Source organism: Actinobaculum sp. 313 (assembly GCF_003073475.1).
In the GTDB taxonomy this organism is placed as follows: domain Bacteria; phylum Actinomycetota; class Actinomycetes; order Actinomycetales; family Actinomycetaceae; genus Asp313.
The window spans coordinates 1,228,356-1,244,996 of the sequence record NZ_CP029033.1; the positions used below are offsets into that span (position 1 = coordinate 1,228,356).

At 60.7% G+C, this 16,641-nt stretch carries 20 protein-coding genes and 1 pseudogene; 19 read left to right on the forward strand and 2 right to left on the reverse strand.

Annotated features, from left to right (window positions below; translation table 11 throughout):
- The first annotated feature begins 5 nt into the window (after nucleotides 1-5).
- From ribD to DDD63_RS05285, 5 genes are all read left to right on the forward strand, one after another.
- Entirely contained in the window at nucleotides 6-818 is an 813-nt protein-coding gene (gene ribD, locus DDD63_RS05270) for a bifunctional diaminohydroxyphosphoribosylaminopyrimidine deaminase/5-amino-6-(5-phosphoribosylamino)uracil reductase RibD (protein ID WP_205647334.1), read from the forward strand.
- Complete coding sequence (locus tag DDD63_RS13120; RefSeq protein WP_276308093.1) at nucleotides 809-1,030, forward strand: dihydrofolate reductase family protein; 222 nt, start codon at nucleotides 809-811, stop codon at nucleotides 1,028-1,030. Before ribD ends, DDD63_RS13120 begins: the two co-directional genes overlap by 10 nt.
- A gap of 8 nt (nucleotides 1,031-1,038) precedes the next feature.
- Nucleotides 1,039-2,550: a GTP cyclohydrolase II gene (ribA, locus tag DDD63_RS05275; protein WP_108715484.1), complete on the forward strand. Its 1,512-nt coding sequence runs from the start codon at nucleotides 1,039-1,041 to the stop codon at nucleotides 2,548-2,550.
- Entirely contained in the window at nucleotides 2,543-3,040 is a 498-nt protein-coding gene (gene ribH / locus DDD63_RS05280) for a 6,7-dimethyl-8-ribityllumazine synthase (RefSeq protein ID WP_108715485.1), read from the forward strand. The genes ribA and ribH overlap by 8 nt, the downstream gene beginning before the upstream one ends.
- Nucleotides 3,041-3,325: 285 nt before the next feature.
- Nucleotides 3,326-3,607, forward strand: a complete 282-nt coding sequence (locus DDD63_RS05285; RefSeq protein WP_108715486.1) for a DUF1540 domain-containing protein — start codon at nucleotides 3,326-3,328, stop codon at nucleotides 3,605-3,607.
- Between the two features lie 438 nt (nucleotides 3,608-4,045).
- Here the strand turns inward: DDD63_RS05285 and DDD63_RS05290 are convergent, their stop codons facing one another.
- On the reverse strand, nucleotides 4,046-4,960 hold the full coding sequence (locus DDD63_RS05290; protein WP_205647337.1) for a sugar-binding domain-containing protein: 915 nt from the start codon (nucleotides 4,958-4,960) through the stop codon (nucleotides 4,046-4,048).
- A gap of 192 nt (nucleotides 4,961-5,152) precedes the next feature.
- Between DDD63_RS05290 and DDD63_RS05295 the strand changes: the two genes are divergently transcribed.
- The 7 genes and pseudogenes from DDD63_RS05295 to DDD63_RS05320 all read left to right on the forward strand — a co-directional run bounded on the left by DDD63_RS05295 (nucleotide 5,153) and on the right by DDD63_RS05320 (nucleotide 11,053).
- Complete coding sequence (locus DDD63_RS05295) at nucleotides 5,153-6,145, forward strand: phosphotriesterase (protein WP_108715487.1); 993 nt, start codon at nucleotides 5,153-5,155, stop codon at nucleotides 6,143-6,145.
- Between the two features lies 1 nt (nucleotide 6,146).
- Entirely contained in the window at nucleotides 6,147-6,800 is a 654-nt protein-coding gene (locus DDD63_RS05300) for a 3-dehydro-L-gulonate-6-phosphate decarboxylase (protein WP_108715488.1), read from the forward strand.
- Nucleotides 6,797-7,759: an L-ribulose-5-phosphate 3-epimerase gene (locus DDD63_RS05305; RefSeq protein ID WP_108715489.1), complete on the forward strand. Its 963-nt coding sequence runs from the start codon at nucleotides 6,797-6,799 to the stop codon at nucleotides 7,757-7,759. Before DDD63_RS05300 ends, DDD63_RS05305 begins: the two co-directional genes overlap by 4 nt.
- Nucleotides 7,760-7,853: 94 nt before the next feature.
- Nucleotides 7,854-8,537, forward strand: a complete 684-nt coding sequence (locus DDD63_RS05310) for an L-ribulose-5-phosphate 4-epimerase (RefSeq protein WP_205647338.1) — start codon at nucleotides 7,854-7,856, stop codon at nucleotides 8,535-8,537.
- Nucleotides 8,530-8,733, forward strand: a pseudogene (locus tag DDD63_RS13125) (sugar kinase); the annotation flags it as partial. The gene DDD63_RS05310 and the pseudogene DDD63_RS13125, both read left to right, overlap by 8 nt.
- A gap of 95 nt (nucleotides 8,734-8,828) precedes the next feature.
- On the forward strand, nucleotides 8,829-9,482 hold the full coding sequence (locus DDD63_RS05315) for a sugar kinase (RefSeq protein WP_276308094.1): 654 nt from the start codon (nucleotides 8,829-8,831) through the stop codon (nucleotides 9,480-9,482).
- 188 nt (nucleotides 9,483-9,670) lie between these two features.
- On the forward strand, nucleotides 9,671-11,053 hold the full coding sequence (locus DDD63_RS05320; protein ID WP_205647339.1) for an MFS transporter: 1,383 nt from the start codon (nucleotides 9,671-9,673) through the stop codon (nucleotides 11,051-11,053).
- A gap of 145 nt (nucleotides 11,054-11,198) precedes the next feature.
- On the opposite strand, the gene DDD63_RS05325 is transcribed toward DDD63_RS05320, so the two are convergent.
- A complete protein-coding gene (locus DDD63_RS05325; RefSeq protein WP_108715492.1) occupies nucleotides 11,199-12,053 on the reverse strand; it encodes a hypothetical protein in 855 nt (284 codons plus the stop codon).
- Nucleotides 12,054-12,288: 235 nt separating this feature from the next.
- On the opposite strand from DDD63_RS05325, the gene DDD63_RS05330 reads away from it, so the two are divergent.
- The 7 genes from DDD63_RS05330 (at nucleotide 12,289) to DDD63_RS05360 (ending at nucleotide 16,538) form a co-directional block, all read left to right on the forward strand.
- A complete protein-coding gene (locus tag DDD63_RS05330; protein ID WP_108715493.1) occupies nucleotides 12,289-12,654 on the forward strand; it encodes a cupin domain-containing protein in 366 nt (121 codons plus the stop codon).
- Nucleotides 12,647-13,495 carry a class I SAM-dependent methyltransferase gene (locus tag DDD63_RS05335; protein WP_205647340.1) on the forward strand — a complete coding sequence of 283 codons (849 nt, stop codon included), beginning with the start codon at nucleotides 12,647-12,649 and terminating at the stop codon, nucleotides 13,493-13,495. The genes DDD63_RS05330 and DDD63_RS05335 overlap by 8 nt, the downstream gene beginning before the upstream one ends.
- A 337-nt stretch (nucleotides 13,496-13,832) precedes the next feature.
- The gene (locus DDD63_RS05340) at nucleotides 13,833-14,102 is read left to right on the forward strand and encodes a hypothetical protein (RefSeq protein ID WP_108715495.1); all 270 of its coding nucleotides are present in this window, start codon (nucleotides 13,833-13,835) and stop codon (nucleotides 14,100-14,102) included.
- Nucleotides 14,103-14,344: 242 nt separating this feature from the next.
- Nucleotides 14,345-14,638, forward strand: coding sequence for a hypothetical protein (locus tag DDD63_RS05345; RefSeq protein WP_108715496.1), 294 nt, complete (start codon nucleotides 14,345-14,347; stop codon nucleotides 14,636-14,638).
- Complete coding sequence (locus tag DDD63_RS05350) at nucleotides 14,635-14,898, forward strand: hypothetical protein (RefSeq protein WP_108715497.1); 264 nt, start codon at nucleotides 14,635-14,637, stop codon at nucleotides 14,896-14,898. The genes DDD63_RS05345 and DDD63_RS05350 overlap by 4 nt, the downstream gene beginning before the upstream one ends.
- A complete protein-coding gene (locus DDD63_RS05355) occupies nucleotides 14,886-15,623 on the forward strand; it encodes a hypothetical protein (RefSeq protein ID WP_108715498.1) in 738 nt (245 codons plus the stop codon). The genes DDD63_RS05350 and DDD63_RS05355 overlap by 13 nt, the downstream gene beginning before the upstream one ends.
- Nucleotides 15,624-15,701: 78 nt before the next feature.
- Nucleotides 15,702-16,538, forward strand: a complete 837-nt coding sequence (locus DDD63_RS05360; protein ID WP_346426237.1) for a multicopper oxidase domain-containing protein — start codon at nucleotides 15,702-15,704, stop codon at nucleotides 16,536-16,538.
- The last annotated feature ends 103 nt before the right edge of the window (nucleotides 16,539-16,641 follow it).

The window sequence follows — 16,641 nt, forward strand, 5'->3', positions numbered from 1 at the left end:
GAACCGTGAGCAGTGCCCTTTGGCGGGCCGATGAAGTGACCGCGATGCGTGCCGCGCTTGATGCCGCTTGCAAAGGCGTGCGTGGTGCGAATCCTCTCGTTGGCGCAAGCATCATTGTGGACCAGCAGATTGTTGCTACCGGGTACCACCATGGCGCGGGCACGGCGCACGCCGAGGTTGAAGCAATCACTCAGGCGCAAACTGCGGGTTACAACCTGCAGGGCGCTACGGCGGTTGTCACTCTCGAGCCCTGCAACCACACGGGGCGCACCGGCCCGTGCACGCGCGCGTTGGTTGATGCCGGAATCAGCCGTGTTGTCTACGCGGTCGCAGACCCACACCGGCAGGCCTCCGGTGGCGCAGACTACCTGCGACGCTCGGGCGTCGATGTTGCCAGCGGGCTGTGCGCAGATGAGGCGCGCCAATTGAACCGGCGCTGGCTGCGCGCAATTACGGAGAACCGCCCCTTTGTGACGGCCAAAATCGCACAGTCGATTGATGGGTTCGTTGCTGCAGCGGACGGCAGTAGCCAGTGGATAACGGGTACGGAAGCACGCCGAGCCGGGCACGAATTGCGTGCGCAGGCCGACGCAATACTGGTAGGTACCGGAACTGTTGCGGCAGACAATCCCCGCCTGTCTGCCCGCAACGAACACGGCGTCGAACGAGAGACGCAGCCGCTCCGCGTGGTTATGGGGCATACCCCGGTTCCCCGACAGCGGCGTTGCGGGACGGGCGCTGGTGCCAACTGCACACGCACAACCCGCAGGAAGCGCTGGCACAACTTGCAGCACAGGGAATTGAACATGTGCTCGTAGAGGGTGGCCCGACTATCACAACGGCCTTTCTTGCGGCGGATCTCGTTGATTCCCTCCTCGTCCACCAAGCCCCCGTTTTCTTCGGAACCGGTAAGCCATCTGTCGGCGATCTGGGAATCACCACGCTCGCCGCAGCCCGCCGTTTCGTACTTGATACACCCCCTGAGCAGTGCGGCGACGACGTCGTGCTACATCTATCACCGACACAATAAGGAGAGCAATGGCGAAGGTATCCGCGCATAATCCCCGCGCCGAACGGCTCACCGGGGCCGATTCGCACAATAGGAACGCCACGGCGTCGCATTCCGAACAGGCTGAGAGCACACCTACCACTACGCCATTGCGCTGCGGTAACAGGATACGGGCCATTGACCAGGACTTCGCAGATATTCGCCAGACAGTGGCGGCATTCGCCGCCGGGAGGCCGGTAGTCGTCGTCGATGACGAGAATCGCGAGAACGAAGGTGATCTGATCATTGCGGGGGCATTGGCCACTCCGGAAACCGTAGGTATGTTGGTTCGCTACACCTCGGGTCTCATATGTGCTCCGATTACCCGGGAGCGTGCCGAGGAGATGCAACTGCCGCTGATGGTAACCGACAGCGAAGATCCTAAGCGGACGGCATACACCGTCAGCTGCGACGCCCGATTCGGTACCTCGACCGGTATCAGCGCGCATGACCGCTGTGCGGCGGTGCGGGTTCTGGCCGATGAGACCGCGGGAGCCGATCAGTTGCAACGGCCCGGGCACGTGCTCCCACTTATTGCACGTCCGGGGGGAGTGCTTGAACGGGCCGGGCACACCGAGGCTGCCATTGACCTGTGCCGCCTGGCGGGCCTTCCACTGGCGGCCGCAATCGGGGAAGTCGTGCACGACGACGGGTCCATGATGCGGCTGGACGCCCTGCGCAGTTTCGCGGCCGAACATGGTCTGCAGATTATGACTATTGAACGCCTGCAACAGTACCTGCGCCTCGCCGAGAACACAGCATCCCACGGCCTGAACAATAGTGAGGCCGGTAGCACTGGGTACGCGAACGAAGCCGATTATGCGGGGGCTCCTCGTGACGCAGGCGTTCGGCTTCGCAGCGTGACGGACCCGGCTATGGAACCCGTGCGCGATGGTCTTCCTGCCGCCGAGCATTCGGGAACGGTTGAACTGCCGACCGACTTCGGCGCGTTCTCGGCCGAAGCCTGGGCACTGGAGGGGGCCGAGCATATCTCCCTGATAGCTCCATTGCCGGATACCACTGAGGCGCCGCTGGTCCGACTCCATTCTGAATGCGTGACCGGCGATGTGCTCGGATCGCATCGCTGCGACTGTGGCGAACAACTGCATGCGGCGCTTGCGAAGATTCACGCAGAGGGAGGCGTCCTCATCTATCTGCGGGATCACGAGGGGCGAGGTATCGGCCTTCTTAACAAACTGCGTGCCTATGAGCTGCAGCAGGCGGGGGCGGATACCGTCGATGCGAACGAAATGCTAGGACTGCCCGTGGATGCGCGCTCCTACACGGCTGCCGCTGCAATTCTGCGGGCGTTGGGAATCCAGCGTGTCCGCCTCTTGACGAACAACCCGGACAAGGTGACGGGATTGCGCGACGCCGGTATCGACGTCGTTGGCGTCGTTCCGCTTGAGGTTCCCGCTCGCCCCGAAAACATCCGCTATCTGCAGACCAAACGTGATCGCATGCACCACCTGTTGCATGTGGAAGGAGTACAGAATGTCTAATCAAGGGATGCCGCAGACGGCTCTATCACCCAGTGATGGGCGGCATGCTGACGGTAGTGCGATCCGTCTGGCAATTGTTGCGGCACAGTGGCATAAACAAGTGATGGACGGATTGTTGGCAGGAGCACTGCGAGCTGCGTCTGATGCCGACATTAGGGCCGACGTGATCCGGGTGCCGGGCAGTTTCGAGCTGCCGTTGGCGGCGCAGGCGGCAGCGGCTCGGCACGACGCCGTGGTCACCTTGGGCGTGGTTATTCGCGGTGGAACACCCCACTTCGACTACGTCTGCGACGCCGCAACCATTGGGTTGACGAATGTGGCGCTGCAAGAGAGCACCCCCATTGGTTTTGGAGTGCTCACGTGTGACACCGTGGAGCAGGCGTTGGATCGCGCCGGACTGGAGAACTCCTCGGAGGATAAGGGCTATGAGGCGACTGTCGCAGCGCTGCAGATGGTGCGGGTATTGGATGAGGCCTCGCGGGACGCCTAGCTGCTTGGGGCGATGGCGTAGCTGGTCGGGCGGCTGGCGGCGCGGTTGCTCAGGCTGGTGGTGTAGCTGGGCGGGCTGGTAGTGCGGCGAACTATTGTGCGCGATTTTCCTTGTCTAATTCGGTGCTTGATTCCGCTTGATATGCCGTTTTGTGCGGCGCTCCGCGGTTTTGCTGTGGCGAGAACGTAAAGTCGGGGAGGATAACCTGCCTGGTCGTCGGACCGCGGTGGTCGTAGCGTCAAAGTGTCAGACGCGTGATTCCTGCTATCGAAAGGGGAAACGATCATGAGCATTCCCGCTCCCGTGACGACCTGTTCCGTGACCAGCTGCGCGTACAACAATGGTGGATGCTCAGCCTTCGCCATTACCGTGGCTGGTTCCGCAGCTCAGCCGAATTGCACCACTTTTGTGGCACTCGACGCCCGCGGAGGCCTTCCTTCTCCTAACGGTCAGGTCGGTGCCTGCCAGCGCCTCGAATGCGCATATAACGATGACCTCATGTGTACGGCCGAGGGCATCACCGTAGGTGGCGAGACCGCCTCCTGTATGTCCTTCACCGTGAGGTAAGCAGCGGTTCAAACAGTACTTGTGACCGGCAGTCGCACGTGGCGGCTGCCGGTCTTTCTGTTGTGCCGGTGCGGTTGGTGACCTGCTGGTGCGGTGGGGGTGGCGGAGGGATGACTACCTGCTCGTGTGGTGAGTGGTTTGCCGGTGGTGCGGCCGCCTACCTGCTTGTCAGTGACCTGATGGTGCGCCGGGTGCCCTGATGATGCGGTGGGTAGTGTGCCGGAACAGTACACCGGTGGGCCGCGCTTGAGAACCAGTCGTCGGGTTGGAGGACGAACTCACATGCCAGGCCGATGCTGTTCTCCGGGTTTTCCGCCAAGCTCCGCATTATTCGCGGAAAACTGGGGATAACCCGGAGAATCGTGCGTTGTGCACGTCAGGCGGCGTCGTCAAGTGCCAGCACGGCATTGGCAGTGCGCATATCGGTGACGAGATGGCTCACGAGCCCGCCCCGCAGCGCCCCGAGAATGGCTGGCACCTTCTCCTCCCCCAAGCGACGGCGATAACATCCGAGGAGTCGCGGATGCGGTCGAAGGGAACCCCGAGCAACCGACGGCATAGGTTGCCGTCGGTGTGCTGACCAGAGGCATTGAAGTGATGTCCGCCTATATGACCGACGGCCCCCATGCGCAGCAGTTCTGCAATTTCCGCCGAACCGTACCAGAGATCGAAGATTGCGCCGGCTCCTGCGCGTGTGGTGGCGCCGATGCCGGTCAAGATGATGTCGGCATGTGACGCCATCGAGATAGTCAGTGAGATGGTTGATTCGCGCCGCAGTGCCGAGGCTGCATGCGAGTCGTTGACATAAAGAGGCGCGGGAAGGATGCGGTAATTCCCGCCCAATACAGCGGCCAGGCGGCGGCACAGATCCGGGGAATCAACCATGTGGTTGTCCCGCGCTATGGCGCCAATGGCTTGTACCACGGTGACCTCGTGGTGTCGCGATGTGGGCAGCGCCGCAACGACTCCGGCGACCGCACGGCCATTTGTTACCGCGACGACGGAGTCTGGCTTGAGCATCGATAAGAGGAGTTCAGCGCCCAGGGAGAGGACGGGTGCCGTTGACTGCGGATCGGCGTCGTCGGCGAAGGCTACGTGGGCGCCCGCAAGGTTAAAGCGACTCACCAGTTGCTCTTCCGCCTCGACTGCGCGACTGAGCGGGTGCTGAACAGAAATGCGGACGACACCGCGCTCTCGCGCCTCCTGCAGCAGGCGCGAGATCTGCGGGCGAGAATAGCCGAGTTCGCGAGCGATATCGGCCTGTGAGGCGCCATCGACCCAATACCGTGTTGCAACCTTGAGGAGCAACTCGAGTCGACGTCGCTGCCTAGCCATCGCTATTGATGCACACATGTGTATATTTCCACTTCTTTTCGGAATCAAAGCGCAGAAAATCGGGGATTTATGCTGACGTGGTTAGCACAACGATAGCACAGATGTGCATTGTAGGTGTTCATTTCCGGCTTGCTCAGGGTGACAGTAGATGTGTCGCAGCCAGATGCGACAACCGCAAAGGACGCGGACCGACAAGTGAAAGGAAAGTCAATGACAATCGTGCGAACTATCGACGGCGATGTTGCACCGGAGACCTTGGGAGTTGTGAACGCCCACGATCATCTTATTCGCGTTGGTGCTGGAGAGGTTTACATCGACCCGGACCATCTACTTGACGACGTTGAAAAGGCTGCCCAAGAGGCCAGCTACTTCGTCGATGCGTCGAAGAACTGGGCGGGCGGTGGAACAGTCATCGACATGTGCCCGGCCTCATCCGGCCGTGATGTGCTCAAGCTTCGCCAAGTGTCAGCAAAGGTGCCCGATCTGCAAATCGTTGCTTCCACCGGATTCCACCAGCAGAAGGTATACCTCGAATGGCGGCAGAGCTGGGTGAACCAGTACACGGTCAACCAAATCGCCGATCTCTTGATCGCGGACATTGTTGAAGGCATTGACCGCTATGACTACATGGGTCCAATCGTGGAGCGAACGGATGTGAAGGCAGGTGTGATCAAGTGGGCAACCGCCTACGGCAAGATCACAGACTGGGAGGTGAAGACCGGCAAGGCCGTCGCCATTGCATCGAAGGAGACCGGGGCGCCAATCAACACCCACGTCACGGCCGGCACCTGCGGACCGGAACAGGCTCGTTTCCTGGTCAATGAGGGCGTGGCACCGGAGAAGATCGCCATCGGTCATATTCAGCGCAACTGGGATCCGTGGGTACAGGAGCAAATCACCAAGCTCGGCTGCTACGTGGAACTGGACGGCACCAACCGCATCAAGTACGTGCCGGATAACGCCCGGGTCAACCTGCTCAAGGTTCTCGGCGAGAAGGGATACGGCAAACAGATCCTGCTTGGCACCGATTCCGGCAAGGCCTCCTACCAAAAGGTTTATGGCTCGGTTTCCGGCGTGGACTATGACCCAGCAGTGTTCGCGCCGCGCCTGGTGGAGGACGAGGGCTTTGACCGTGGCTACGTGCAGGACCTACTGGTGAACAATGCGGCCACCTTCTTCGCCTGGGATCCGGTGAGGGGCTGACGTGACACCGCGCTTGCAAGTTGCACTGGATACTTACGATCTTCCCAGCGCTCTCGGTCCGCTGCAGAAGGCGGCGGATGAGATTGACATCATCGAATGTGGCACCATTCTCGTGCTTTGCGAGGGATACCATGCCGTGCGCATTGTTCGTGCCTTGTTCCCGGACAAGAAGATTCTGGCCGATGTGAGGATCGCCGAAGCCGGCGAGAAGATCTCACGCTTAGCCTTTGAGGCCGGGGCAGACATGGTCTCTTGCGTAGCCGGCGCATCGCTGACCACCATCCAGCAAGTCTGCAAAGTTGCCGCGGAATTCCACGGCGAGGTGCAGGTGGAACTGGCAGACGAATGGTTCGATGCCGACCGTGCCCGCAAATGGCGTGAGGCTGGCGTGGAACACGTCATTGTCAAGCGTTCCCGTGACCGGGAGGCGGCCGGTGACCTTTCCTGGAAACCGGAGGACATGGATCGCGTCGATGAACTTGCCGATATGGGATTCACCGTCACTATAACTGGCGGAGTTTCGGCCAAAGATCTTCCTGCCTTCGCCGACCGAATGGTGGGCATCGTCATCGCCGGCAGGTCCATTGTGGCGGCAGACAACCCCCAAGCCGCAGCCCACGAGCTGCGCACAACCATCGAACAGGTGTGGTCATGAGCCTCGCCGCGCAGAGCACGAAGGCAGAGCAACACCCTGCCGATGATCCGTTGCGCGATGGTGTAAGTCTCGGTATCTACGAAAAGGCGCTGATCTCGAACCCGTCTCGCGCGGGAGCATCCGCCAGCGAGGCACTGGGTTCAGTTCCGATCACCGGCGACGAGTGGCGTGCGTATTTCGAGCAAGTACCGGCAGCCGGCTTCTCGTTCCTCGACTTGTCAATCGATGAGTCAGCGGAACGTGAGGCGCGCCTGGATTGGGACGCGACGACATGCCGTGAAGTACGCCACGCGGCCGAATCGGTAGGAACAATGATCGGTGGAATCTGCCTGTCCGTCCATCGCAAGATTGCGCCAGGTAGTAGCGATCCGACGCTGCGGCGGCGCGCCCGGGAAGTGATGGCGCGCGGGCTGAAAGTGTGTCACGAACTGGGTGTAGGCGTGATCCAAATTGCCGGATACTACTGCTACTACGAGGATCCCAATCCGGACGCCGAACACTGGTACAAGCAAATGCTTGCCGATGCAGTTCCGTTGGCTGCACGCCTCGGCGTTGTCATGGGAATTGAGAACGTCGACGGCGCCGATGTCACCTCGATTTGCAAGGCGATGGAGTTCGTCTCCGCTATCGATTCGCCGTACCTGCAGGTGTATCCGGATCTGGGCAATATTGCTGAACAGGGCCTCGATCCGGCGACGGAACTGGCAGCGGGGCGTGGGCACATGGTGGCACTGCATGCCAAAGACGTTCGGTGCGGCGAGCCGCGACGGGTCGATATGGGTACCGGCATCGTGGACTGGGATCGCAGTTTCCAGCTCCTGCGCGAGCAGGGGTGGGTCGGCCGCCTGATGATCGAGATGTGGAACGACGACGCCCCGGACTCCGTCGACAAGGCTCGCATTGCCCGCGACTTCATCGCCGCGCGTGTGACCGCTAATGGAATGGCGGTGGTGCCGTGAAAACAGCTGCCACAGTGTAAGCAACGATCTCGCCACACCGTATGTGCGGCGGAGCCGAACTGCGGCGCATGCGCCGCGCAATACTAACCAAGAAATGAGGAAGATAATGCTTGAGGAACTCAAGGAAGAGGTCTGCGAAGGCAATCTTGAACTGCCCCGGCATGGCCTCGTTACGTGGACGAGCGGTAACCTCTCGGCCCGCGACGAAGAAACCGGACTAGTGGTCATCAAACCATCCGGAGTGCGGTACGAGAAGATGACACCCGCGGATATGGTGGTTGTAAATCTGGATGGGAAAGTCGTCGAGGGCGAGCGGGGCCCGTCGTCGGACACGGCTTCACATCTGTACGTCTACCGGCACCGTGAGGATGTACGGTCTGTCATTCACACTCACTCAAACTACGCGACGGCGTGGGCGGCAACCGGACAACCTATCCCGTGCGTGCTAACCGCGATGGCCGATGAATTCGGCGGGCCGGTGCCCTGCGGAGGGTACGCCTCGATTGGAACTGAACAGATAGGGGAGCAGATCATCGAGCACATTGGACACTCGCCCGCCATTCTGCTGGCGAAACACGGCGTGTTCACAATTGGGCCTTCAATAGAAAAGGCCATCCAGGCAGCCGTCATGGTGGAGGATGTCGCACATACCGTGTCCATCGCGATGCAGATCGGGACGATAGAACCTCTGCCGCAGGCCGACATTGACGAAAACTACGAACGATACAGCCACCGCTATGGAACGGCGGCCGCCTCACAAGGAGTAAGCCATGCCTAAATTCGATCTCACAACCATTGGTGAGGGGCAGATCCGCCTCACCTGTTTCAAAGGTGATCGTCTCGTCTCAGCCAACCAGTTGCGCATGAGCGCCGCGTGCTCCGAGGCGAATGTCGCCGGTCTGCTGTCACAGCTGGGGCGTAAGACCTCCTGGGCGTCGAAGCTACCCAGTGGCAGCCTCGCCACCCGCATCTTGCATGAGTACCGGAGTGTGGGTGTTGATGTCAGCAACGTGGTACTCGCGGAAGGGGCCGCACCGCCCTCTACTTCATGGAACCGGGGGAGTATCCCATGCCCTCCCGCGTTACCTACGACCGTGAGCACACGCCCTTCCGCGATATTACGATTGACGACTTCGCCTGGGAGTCGATGCTGGACACCGAGCTCGTGTTCGTCACGGGTATCACGGCCGCACTGACACAGAGTACGGCAGATGTCATCACGTATTTCGTCGATCTGGCGTACGAGCGCGGCATCAAGATCGCGCTCGACGTCAACTACCGTTCGCTGCTGTGGACGGCGCAGCGGGCGCGTGAAGTTCTGGGACCGATTGCGCAGAAGTCGTCCATTCTCTTCTGCTCGCGCAAAGACGGTCAAATCGTCTTCCATGCCCAGGGTGAAGGAGTCGAGGTGTGCCGCGCTCTGCGCGACAAGTTCGGTGTGAAGACGGTTGTCTCTACCGATCAGATCGACGGCGTATACCTCTCCGACGAGGAACTGGGAGATCAGGTCTTCGAAGTCACCCAAGTTCCCGTCCTTGACCGGCCCGGGGCAGGCGACTCCTTCGTTGCCGGAGTGATCCACGGTTTTCTGCACGACGACGTCGTCCAGGGAATCCGTTACGGTCAGCGCACATCTGCTCATGCACTCACGCATTACGGAGACCTGACACGAGTCTCTGCGGCGGAACTGAGCATCCCAACCACGACGGATATCGTCCGTTAACTAGACCCGAATGCGTCGGCCGCGCGCATCGGCTGTCGTGTTGTGCCATGCGACGGCCGACGGTTCGGGATTCACACCCCGGCGAAGAGTATGGCGAAGCGCGCCTTCGGATGGGGGGTCGTCCGCAGTGCCTGGCCTTCCACCACGCACTCGCTGACAGTCCTTCGACTTGAGATTGGCTACAACTTATGGCTACTACTATGCAGGCTCCCGCGGGAGCAACAGCTGCAGAACAAATTGACAATCATCGACTAACGGGACATCAGAAGTCCCTTATTGGTATGGCGATCGTCGGGAATGTGTCGGAGTTTTTCGATATGTTCCTCATTGGCTTCATCGTCAACCTTCTTATCGAGACACCGGGATGGAACCTGACAGGATTCCATTCGGGCGTGATTTTGGCAGGTGCGGGTTTGGGCACAGTGCTGGGTTCGATTACCTGGGGGCGCCTGGCCGACATCTTCGGCCGTAAGCACGCCTTCATCTCCTGCATCATTGTGTTGGTCGTCTTTACGGCCGCATCGGCCTTCACCCCCGTCAACGGTTGGATTCTTCTGACAATTCTGCGCACGGGTGTTGGATTCGGCGTTGGTGGTCTGAACATCACTTCCGTGCCCTTCGTCCAGGAATTCGTTCCTGCCAAGCAACGTGGGCTGCTGGCCGGACTGACAAGCGTTTTCATTCCGGCGGGTATCTTCCTCGGCGGCCTTGTCACCAAGTATTTTGGCGATACGCTGGGCTGGCGTGGCTTAATTGCGGTCGGCTGCATACCGATCATCCTGCTCGCTTGGGCGCGTTTCATACCCGAGTCGCCTCGTTTCCTGCAGTCGCGCGGACGTGAGAAGGAGGCCAAGGAGGCCTACGCTTGGGCGATGGAGATTCCGGTGGAGCAGGTGGCGGACCTGCCGGAGATCAAGGAGTCCTCGTCGGCGTCTTACTCGGTTATCTTCCAGAGGTATCCAAAGCAGTTGCTCGTTGTGGCAACCGGTTCCTTCTGCTTCATCCTCGGCTCCTTCACCGTTCAGTCCTGGGGTCAGACTCTGCTCGGTCAGTCCTTCAAGTTCGATACCGGCATGGTCGCTACGCTGTTCATGTTCGTTTCCCTCGGCGATCTGCTCGGACGCCTTGGGTCGGCGTGGATCTCCGACAAAATCGGAAGGCGCTGGACCATGTTCGGCTGCGGCATGATTGGCGCTATCGGTGCCCTGATAGCAGCCTTTTCGACGCGGATGGTGGATGGTGACAACGTTGGCAACGCCGGCTATGTCTTCTTCGCGGGAATCTTCATCATCATGATGTTCGGCGACGGCGCTTTTGGCATACTCAATGCCTTCGGTGGCGAGCAGTTTCCGACGGAGGCACGTTCGACCGGCCTCGGATTGGGCTACGGCATCGGAGCCATTGCCAAGGTGGTGGGTCCCTACTTCGTGGGTGCGTTGATTGGTTCGGCAGAACTTTCGGCCGAAGTCGTGTTCGTACCGTTCACCATCTTCGCGGCGCTACTCTTCCTCGGCGGCATTATCTATCTGTTTGCAAAGGAGACGAAGGGCGTCTCCCTGGAGGACGTGTAGCTCCGCGGAGCACCGTGTCGCAATTGAGACATTAGGGTGGCTGCGCGTATGAAGTGACAAATGAGACTGGGACCCCGCATTGCGGGGTCCCAGCTCCGTTATCCCGGCGCATGTCAGGCGCGCATAGTGCGGTGCCGGGACACGTCTACAGCGCGGCAAGTGCCTCGGCGAGTTCTACGCTCGTCTCAACTTGCTGCGGAAAGGGTACGAAACCGGTGAGGGCTTCGTCGTCGTCGATACGCATAAGAGTGAGGCCGGTGCGGTCGATATCCAGGCAGAGAACTGCTGGAGCGGACATTTCAACATTGATATGCACGGGTTGGCGAGACATCAGGGCGCCGGAGATCTCCCGTCGACGCATGGCTTGGAACAGTAATGTGGGAATTGTGCAGTTGAGAGCACTGATCCGTTCGAGAGCGGTCAGTTCGCCATACGGTGAGTTGAATAGCGCACCGGGGCAGGGCGGTTTTTGGCATCTCTGGCGATGAATGTCTGCAATGGCGGCGAGGCTGACCGGTGTGACACCTCCTGCGTCGTGAAGCAAGACCCGCGTACCCTCTAAGCGTGCGGTCCGGGCCTGGGGAGCGGTTGCGATCTCGGCAACGCGCGACGGGAGGAAGCTGCTGTAGAGCAGGTCGAGGATTTCGTCGCGTTCAAGCCACTGTGCGGTTGCCAACGCGTGAACTGCGCAAGCTGTGATTTGCACGCTGGGGTCTGGGGCCTGCTTTTCAATGGATAGGCGCACGTCCATCGGTTCGTCGCTACACAGATCGGTGAGGGATGCATCGTCCGCTGCTGTCGCCGCGATATAGACGCTGCCATCGGCACCCAAGCCATGCGCGAGGGAGGAGATGGTAACAATTGGGTCCACGTGGTAGGCGACGAGGGTGGCCTTCCCCGCTCCGGCTAGAAGACGCTGGGCAATTGACAGGCTGCGGGCTTCCCACACGTGGGTGCATACCGCGCTGCGGTCGGGCGAGAGCGTCAGATCAGGATTCACCGCTCAGCCCTCGCTCGCATTCGAGTAGTCTCCATAGGGTAAGGCTAGCCTGACTGGGTAGGGTGCCGTCAAGGCATCGCACGAATTTGGTCATGAAGAGTAGCTTTCCTGTACTCTATGGAAGAATTAACACGGAAAACACCGCGTTTAGCCGGTAGGGCAGGCGTATTGGTTGTGTGGTGAATCGCAGCGGATTGTCTCCGCGTCGGTTTGTCGCGAGTTCAAAGGAGGGGATATGGCAAAACGTACACCGGTCGCCGAGGCCAGTCTTCACGGCAATATAGCCGCGGAGGTTCCGGTTGTCAGGGAGTCGACGACGTCGCGGGTGGTTCTGGACAACCGCCTGCTGCGAGTGGTCGAGTTTACCTTCGATGCGGGCGAATTACTCACGGAACACTCTTCGCCTCGCGCGGTGGTCGTCCAGCTGCTGGAAGGCGAGATGAGTTTCTCGTTGGAAGGGGAGCAGCGAACGCTTCATCCCGCCGACGTTGTTTACCTCGCGCCCGGAGCCAAGCATGCGCTGGTTGCCAAGACTGCGTGCCGGATGAGTCTGGTCATGGTGGATGTCACCGAGGTGCCGGAAGAGGTTCTTCATGGCTGAGGCCGAAGCTGATCACAAACTGCAAGGGCATTGGCTGCTGGCGTCTCTCGGGAAGAGGGTGCTGCGCCCGGGTGGGCTGGGGTTGACCCGCAGACTGTTGAGTGCGGCGGCTCTGGGTGGCAATGACAGAATCGTGGAGTTCGGTCCGGGTGTCGGCAAGACGGCAGCCTTGTTGCTTGAGGCGCATCCTGCCTCATATGTGGGTGTCGATCCGAATCCGGAGGGTCGTCGGCAACTGGAAGCCGTGCTCGCCTGGCACTCCAACGTGCAGATCGTGGTTGCGGACGCCGCCGAGACGGGACTGCCGGACGGAAGTGCGGATCTCGTTCTGGGAGAAGCGATGCTCACCATGTGCGGGCCGGAGGACAAGGCTGCGATTGTCGGTGAGGCCGCGCGCATACTGGCTCCCGGAGGTCGCTACGCCATCCACGAGCTAGCACTGACCGATACTGCGCCCGACCCGGAGCCGTCGACGGATCGGGGTGAAACAGGGCGTGCCATCTCGCGTGAGATCAAGGTGGGGGCGCGTCCCCTGAAGATTCAGGCGTGGAAGAAGCTTCTGGAGAACGCGGGGCTGACCGTTGAATGGTCGGGGACCGCACCCATGCACCTGCTCGAACCATCGCGGCTGGTTGCCGACGAAGGAATTTGCGGTGCTGCGCGCTTTGCCTGGCGCCTCATGCATCGGCCTGAAGCGCGAAAGCGAGTGTTTGCCATGCGGCGCAGCTTCCGCGCCCACGGGGATGACCTGATAGCGGTGGCAATCGTGGCGCGAAAGGTGCAAGTGAAGGCAGAGGCGGGGGATACCGCTGGGGACGCGGCCGCGGCGCGTCGAGAGTAGGCATCGCCAGTAGCGGCAGCGCTTGTTGGCGTCGCGTGGGTTCGGGACGGTTGCAAGGTCGAAGTTCTTCAGTGGCGACCGGGCTTCCCACGCGACGCCAATGTACGGCTGCGAGAGCTCGGCCGCCCCGATCAGAGCGCGGTGTGGGTAATGCGGACGATCCGGTGCTTGGGGCCGCTCAATGGCAGGTTCTGAGCGTGGAGTTCCTCGGGCATGATGATTCTCCATTGCTGTGACGTTACGAGGGTGGACGATAACTTCCTAATTTATACGATTAGAGCCGTGAAAAAATAATAGCGTGGGCTATCACTCCTGCGCCCACGGAAGTATCCTTCTCGTGACCGCCGCCGTCATTGGACTGGGCGGTTTGGCTGCGAGACTCACGCGCCTGGGAGTGTGGAGTTCCGTTACCGGTGCTCGCCTGGCCGACCATCACGGCACCCTTGTTCTCGGGTTCGTCGGTATCCTAGCCGCTCTGGAAGCGGCGAAGGCGCGCTGGGGGTACGCGGCGCCGGAGGATATCGCACTGTGGTGGGTGGCCTTCGTGGTGCTGCTACTGGTCGGCGCTATAGAGCATGCGTTGCACGACGACGAGCGCGCGTTTTGAGGTACCCTGGCCGTGCTCGTAGCAACGGCATGGTCCGCCATCGCCGCAAGTGGGACGCGGGCCCTGGGAGCCTGTCTGCTTGCCCTGGTCGGCTTGGCTCTTGTCGGCAACCGCCGCGCGCTCGGTGCCGAGTCCCCTCCTTCACCCGGAGAGACAATCTCAGCCGCACAGAGAGGCCACACACCGCCACGCTCACAACACCTCGCAGCGTAACGCTCGGTATCCTCAGCGGCTATCTGCGGGTGACGGTTGCGGCGGGGGTGCTGCTGTTAGCCGATGACTGGCGCACCGGATATGACATAGTCATTCAGGTGATCATGCTCGGTTTCCTCGGCTCTATGATTCTGGCCAGGGTTCCCGACGCCGCGTTGACCAGAAGAATCCTGGTGCCGCTGCTGCTACTCGACGGCGGGGTGAGTATCCGAATCATTGGGACCCTCACGGGATCGGTGGGTGCCATGCGCGAAGGAGTCATAGCCGCCGTTTTCGGATTCCTCGCCATTCTCGTTATCGCCGTACGTCAGGAGAACGCATGAAGCTGCCTCGCGCACGCTGGCATCGAGTCACCTGGGTGGTCACCAGCATCGGGATCGTTATGTTGGTCGCAGCACTTGCGGCACAAAGCGTGCTGCCCACTCCGCGTTGGTACCTCATCCATGTGGCAGGCCTTGGTGTTATCAGTAGTTCTATTCTCATATGGACGTGGCATTTCGCCGACGCCCTCACCCGGCGCAAACAGTCGCAGGCACGTCGGCTCATCCGGCTGGGGATGCTGGGGTCGGGATGGTGCTCCTAGCGGTTGCGCTCGGCATCAGCGGCCCCCAGGGCGCGTTTTGCGCGTTGGTGGGTGCGGCCCTGATTCTCAGCGGTTTCACATGGCACGTGCTCGCGCTGCGGCGTGCACTGCGTTCCAAGTTCGCCAGTGCTGGGGTGGTGACACTGCGCTGCCACTTCGCGGGAGCTACCCTGTTCGTTTTCGGTGCTTTGCTGGGACTCATCATGACAATTGATGTCATCGAGCGGCAGTGGGCAGTGGCGTGGTGGCCGGTGCTCTATTCGCATCATGATGGCATGGCCATCGCGCATGCCGCTGCCATGGCCATCGGATTTGTCGGGATGACGGTGCTGGGTACGCTTGTGACCTTCGGGCCCACCGTGGCCCGCACCAGAATGGCACCGGGCGGCATACACCAGGCGGTGCGCCTCATGCCATGGTTGGTGGGCGCCATCGTCGTCGCAGCACTCGCCGCCGTGCTCGGGTTTCCCCGCGTTACCGGGCTCGGAGTGCTCCTGTGGGTTGTGATGGGAGCCGGGGAGTTCTCCTTCTGGTCCTATCGGCCTGGAGGGGTTCCATGCTTGCCGTGGGCGACGGCTGGTTCATGGGTGCGGGGATCTGCTGGATGGAGCTCGCGGCGCTGCTGTGGGGCTGGCAACTCCTTAATGCAGATAGCGCAGCAGCTGCGCGAAACGTGGCGGGTGGCGCATACGCGCTTCTCCTGGCGGCGGGCGCCTTGCAACTGATCCTCGGCTCGCTGACGTACCTATTGCCCGTGGTTCTCGGCGGTGGCCCGGCACGTGTGCGGGCAACGATTGAACGCATTGAACCGAGCGCGGGAGGAGGAGCGTGAGGTTGCTCCCGGACGCACACAGACAACTTGGACCTTTAACGGCACTACTCCCGGCCCGATACTGCGCGGCAGGGTCGGCGACACTTTCGTCATTGCCTTGACCAACAGCGGTTCGATGGGCCATTCGATCAATTTTCATGCGGGCGACGTTTCCCCCGATGACAATATGCGTACTATCGACCCGGGAGAGTCCCTTAGCTACACCTTCACGGCGAAGCGAGTCGAGATTTGGTTGTATCACTGCTCAACTGCGCCCATAAGCGTACATATCGCCAATGGAATGTTCGGTGCCGTCATTATTGACACGGAGGAGGGGTTGGATGAGGTCGATGAAGAATACGTTCTGATTCAATCGGAGCAGTATTGGTCCGATGGCCTGAACGTCGGCACCGATGCCACGAAGGTGGTAGCGGTCCAGCCCGATGTTGTGAACTTCAACGGCTACCCGTTCCAGTATGACCACGCGCCGCTGCGGGCTGCGACCGGTGATCGAGTGCGAATATGGGTGTTGGATGCCGGGCCGAATCTCGATTTTGCTTTCCATATTGTCGGAACACAGTTCGACACTGTGTGGTCGGAAGGATCGTATTCCCTGCGCCGCAGATGTTCGAATGACGCCGCGCTCACCGGTGTTGATTGCGATCCGCAGGTGGGAGGAGACTCGGCGGCTCAGGTGTTGCCGCTACAAGCAGCGCAGGGAGGATTCATTGAGTTCGTTCCCGTGGAGGCCGGACACTACTCGATTGTCAACCACGCGATGAGTTATGCGGAACGCGGCGCACACGGAACTCTTGAAGTCACCGATTGAGCGGGTGGCGTAGGTGATGGACTGACCGACACATGTCCTCGTTGTAGTACTGGCAACTCCGCAGGCGGGTGCCGTAAGTGATGGATTGACCGCGAACACATGG

Bases quoted from the DNA above. Each gene is read 5' to 3' on its own strand.
- ribA (WP_108715484.1), top strand. From the start codon at position 1,039: ATGGCGAAGGTATCCGCGCATAATCCCCGCGCCGAACGGCTCACCGGG.
- ribH (WP_108715485.1), top strand. From the start codon at position 2,543: ATGTCTAATCAAGGGATGCCGCAGACGGCTCTATCACCCAGTGATGGG.
- DDD63_RS05285 (WP_108715486.1), top strand. From the start codon at position 3,326: ATGAGCATTCCCGCTCCCGTGACGACCTGTTCCGTGACCAGCTGCGCG.
- DDD63_RS05290 (WP_205647337.1), bottom strand. From the start codon at position 4,960: ATGTGTGCATCAATAGCGATGGCTAGGCAGCGACGTCGACTCGAGTTG.
- DDD63_RS05295 (WP_108715487.1), top strand. From the start codon at position 5,153: ATGACAATCGTGCGAACTATCGACGGCGATGTTGCACCGGAGACCTTG.
- DDD63_RS05305 (WP_108715489.1), top strand. From the start codon at position 6,797: ATGAGCCTCGCCGCGCAGAGCACGAAGGCAGAGCAACACCCTGCCGAT.
- DDD63_RS05310 (WP_205647338.1), top strand. From the start codon at position 7,854: ATGAGGAAGATAATGCTTGAGGAACTCAAGGAAGAGGTCTGCGAAGGC.
- DDD63_RS05315 (WP_276308094.1), top strand. From the start codon at position 8,829: ATGCCCTCCCGCGTTACCTACGACCGTGAGCACACGCCCTTCCGCGAT.
- DDD63_RS05320 (WP_205647339.1), top strand. From the start codon at position 9,671: ATGGCTACTACTATGCAGGCTCCCGCGGGAGCAACAGCTGCAGAACAA.
- DDD63_RS05330 (WP_108715493.1), top strand. From the start codon at position 12,289: ATGGCAAAACGTACACCGGTCGCCGAGGCCAGTCTTCACGGCAATATA.
- DDD63_RS05335 (WP_205647340.1), top strand. From the start codon at position 12,647: ATGGCTGAGGCCGAAGCTGATCACAAACTGCAAGGGCATTGGCTGCTG.
- DDD63_RS05350 (WP_108715497.1), top strand. From the start codon at position 14,635: ATGAAGCTGCCTCGCGCACGCTGGCATCGAGTCACCTGGGTGGTCACC.
- DDD63_RS05355 (WP_108715498.1), top strand. From the start codon at position 14,886: ATGGTGCTCCTAGCGGTTGCGCTCGGCATCAGCGGCCCCCAGGGCGCG.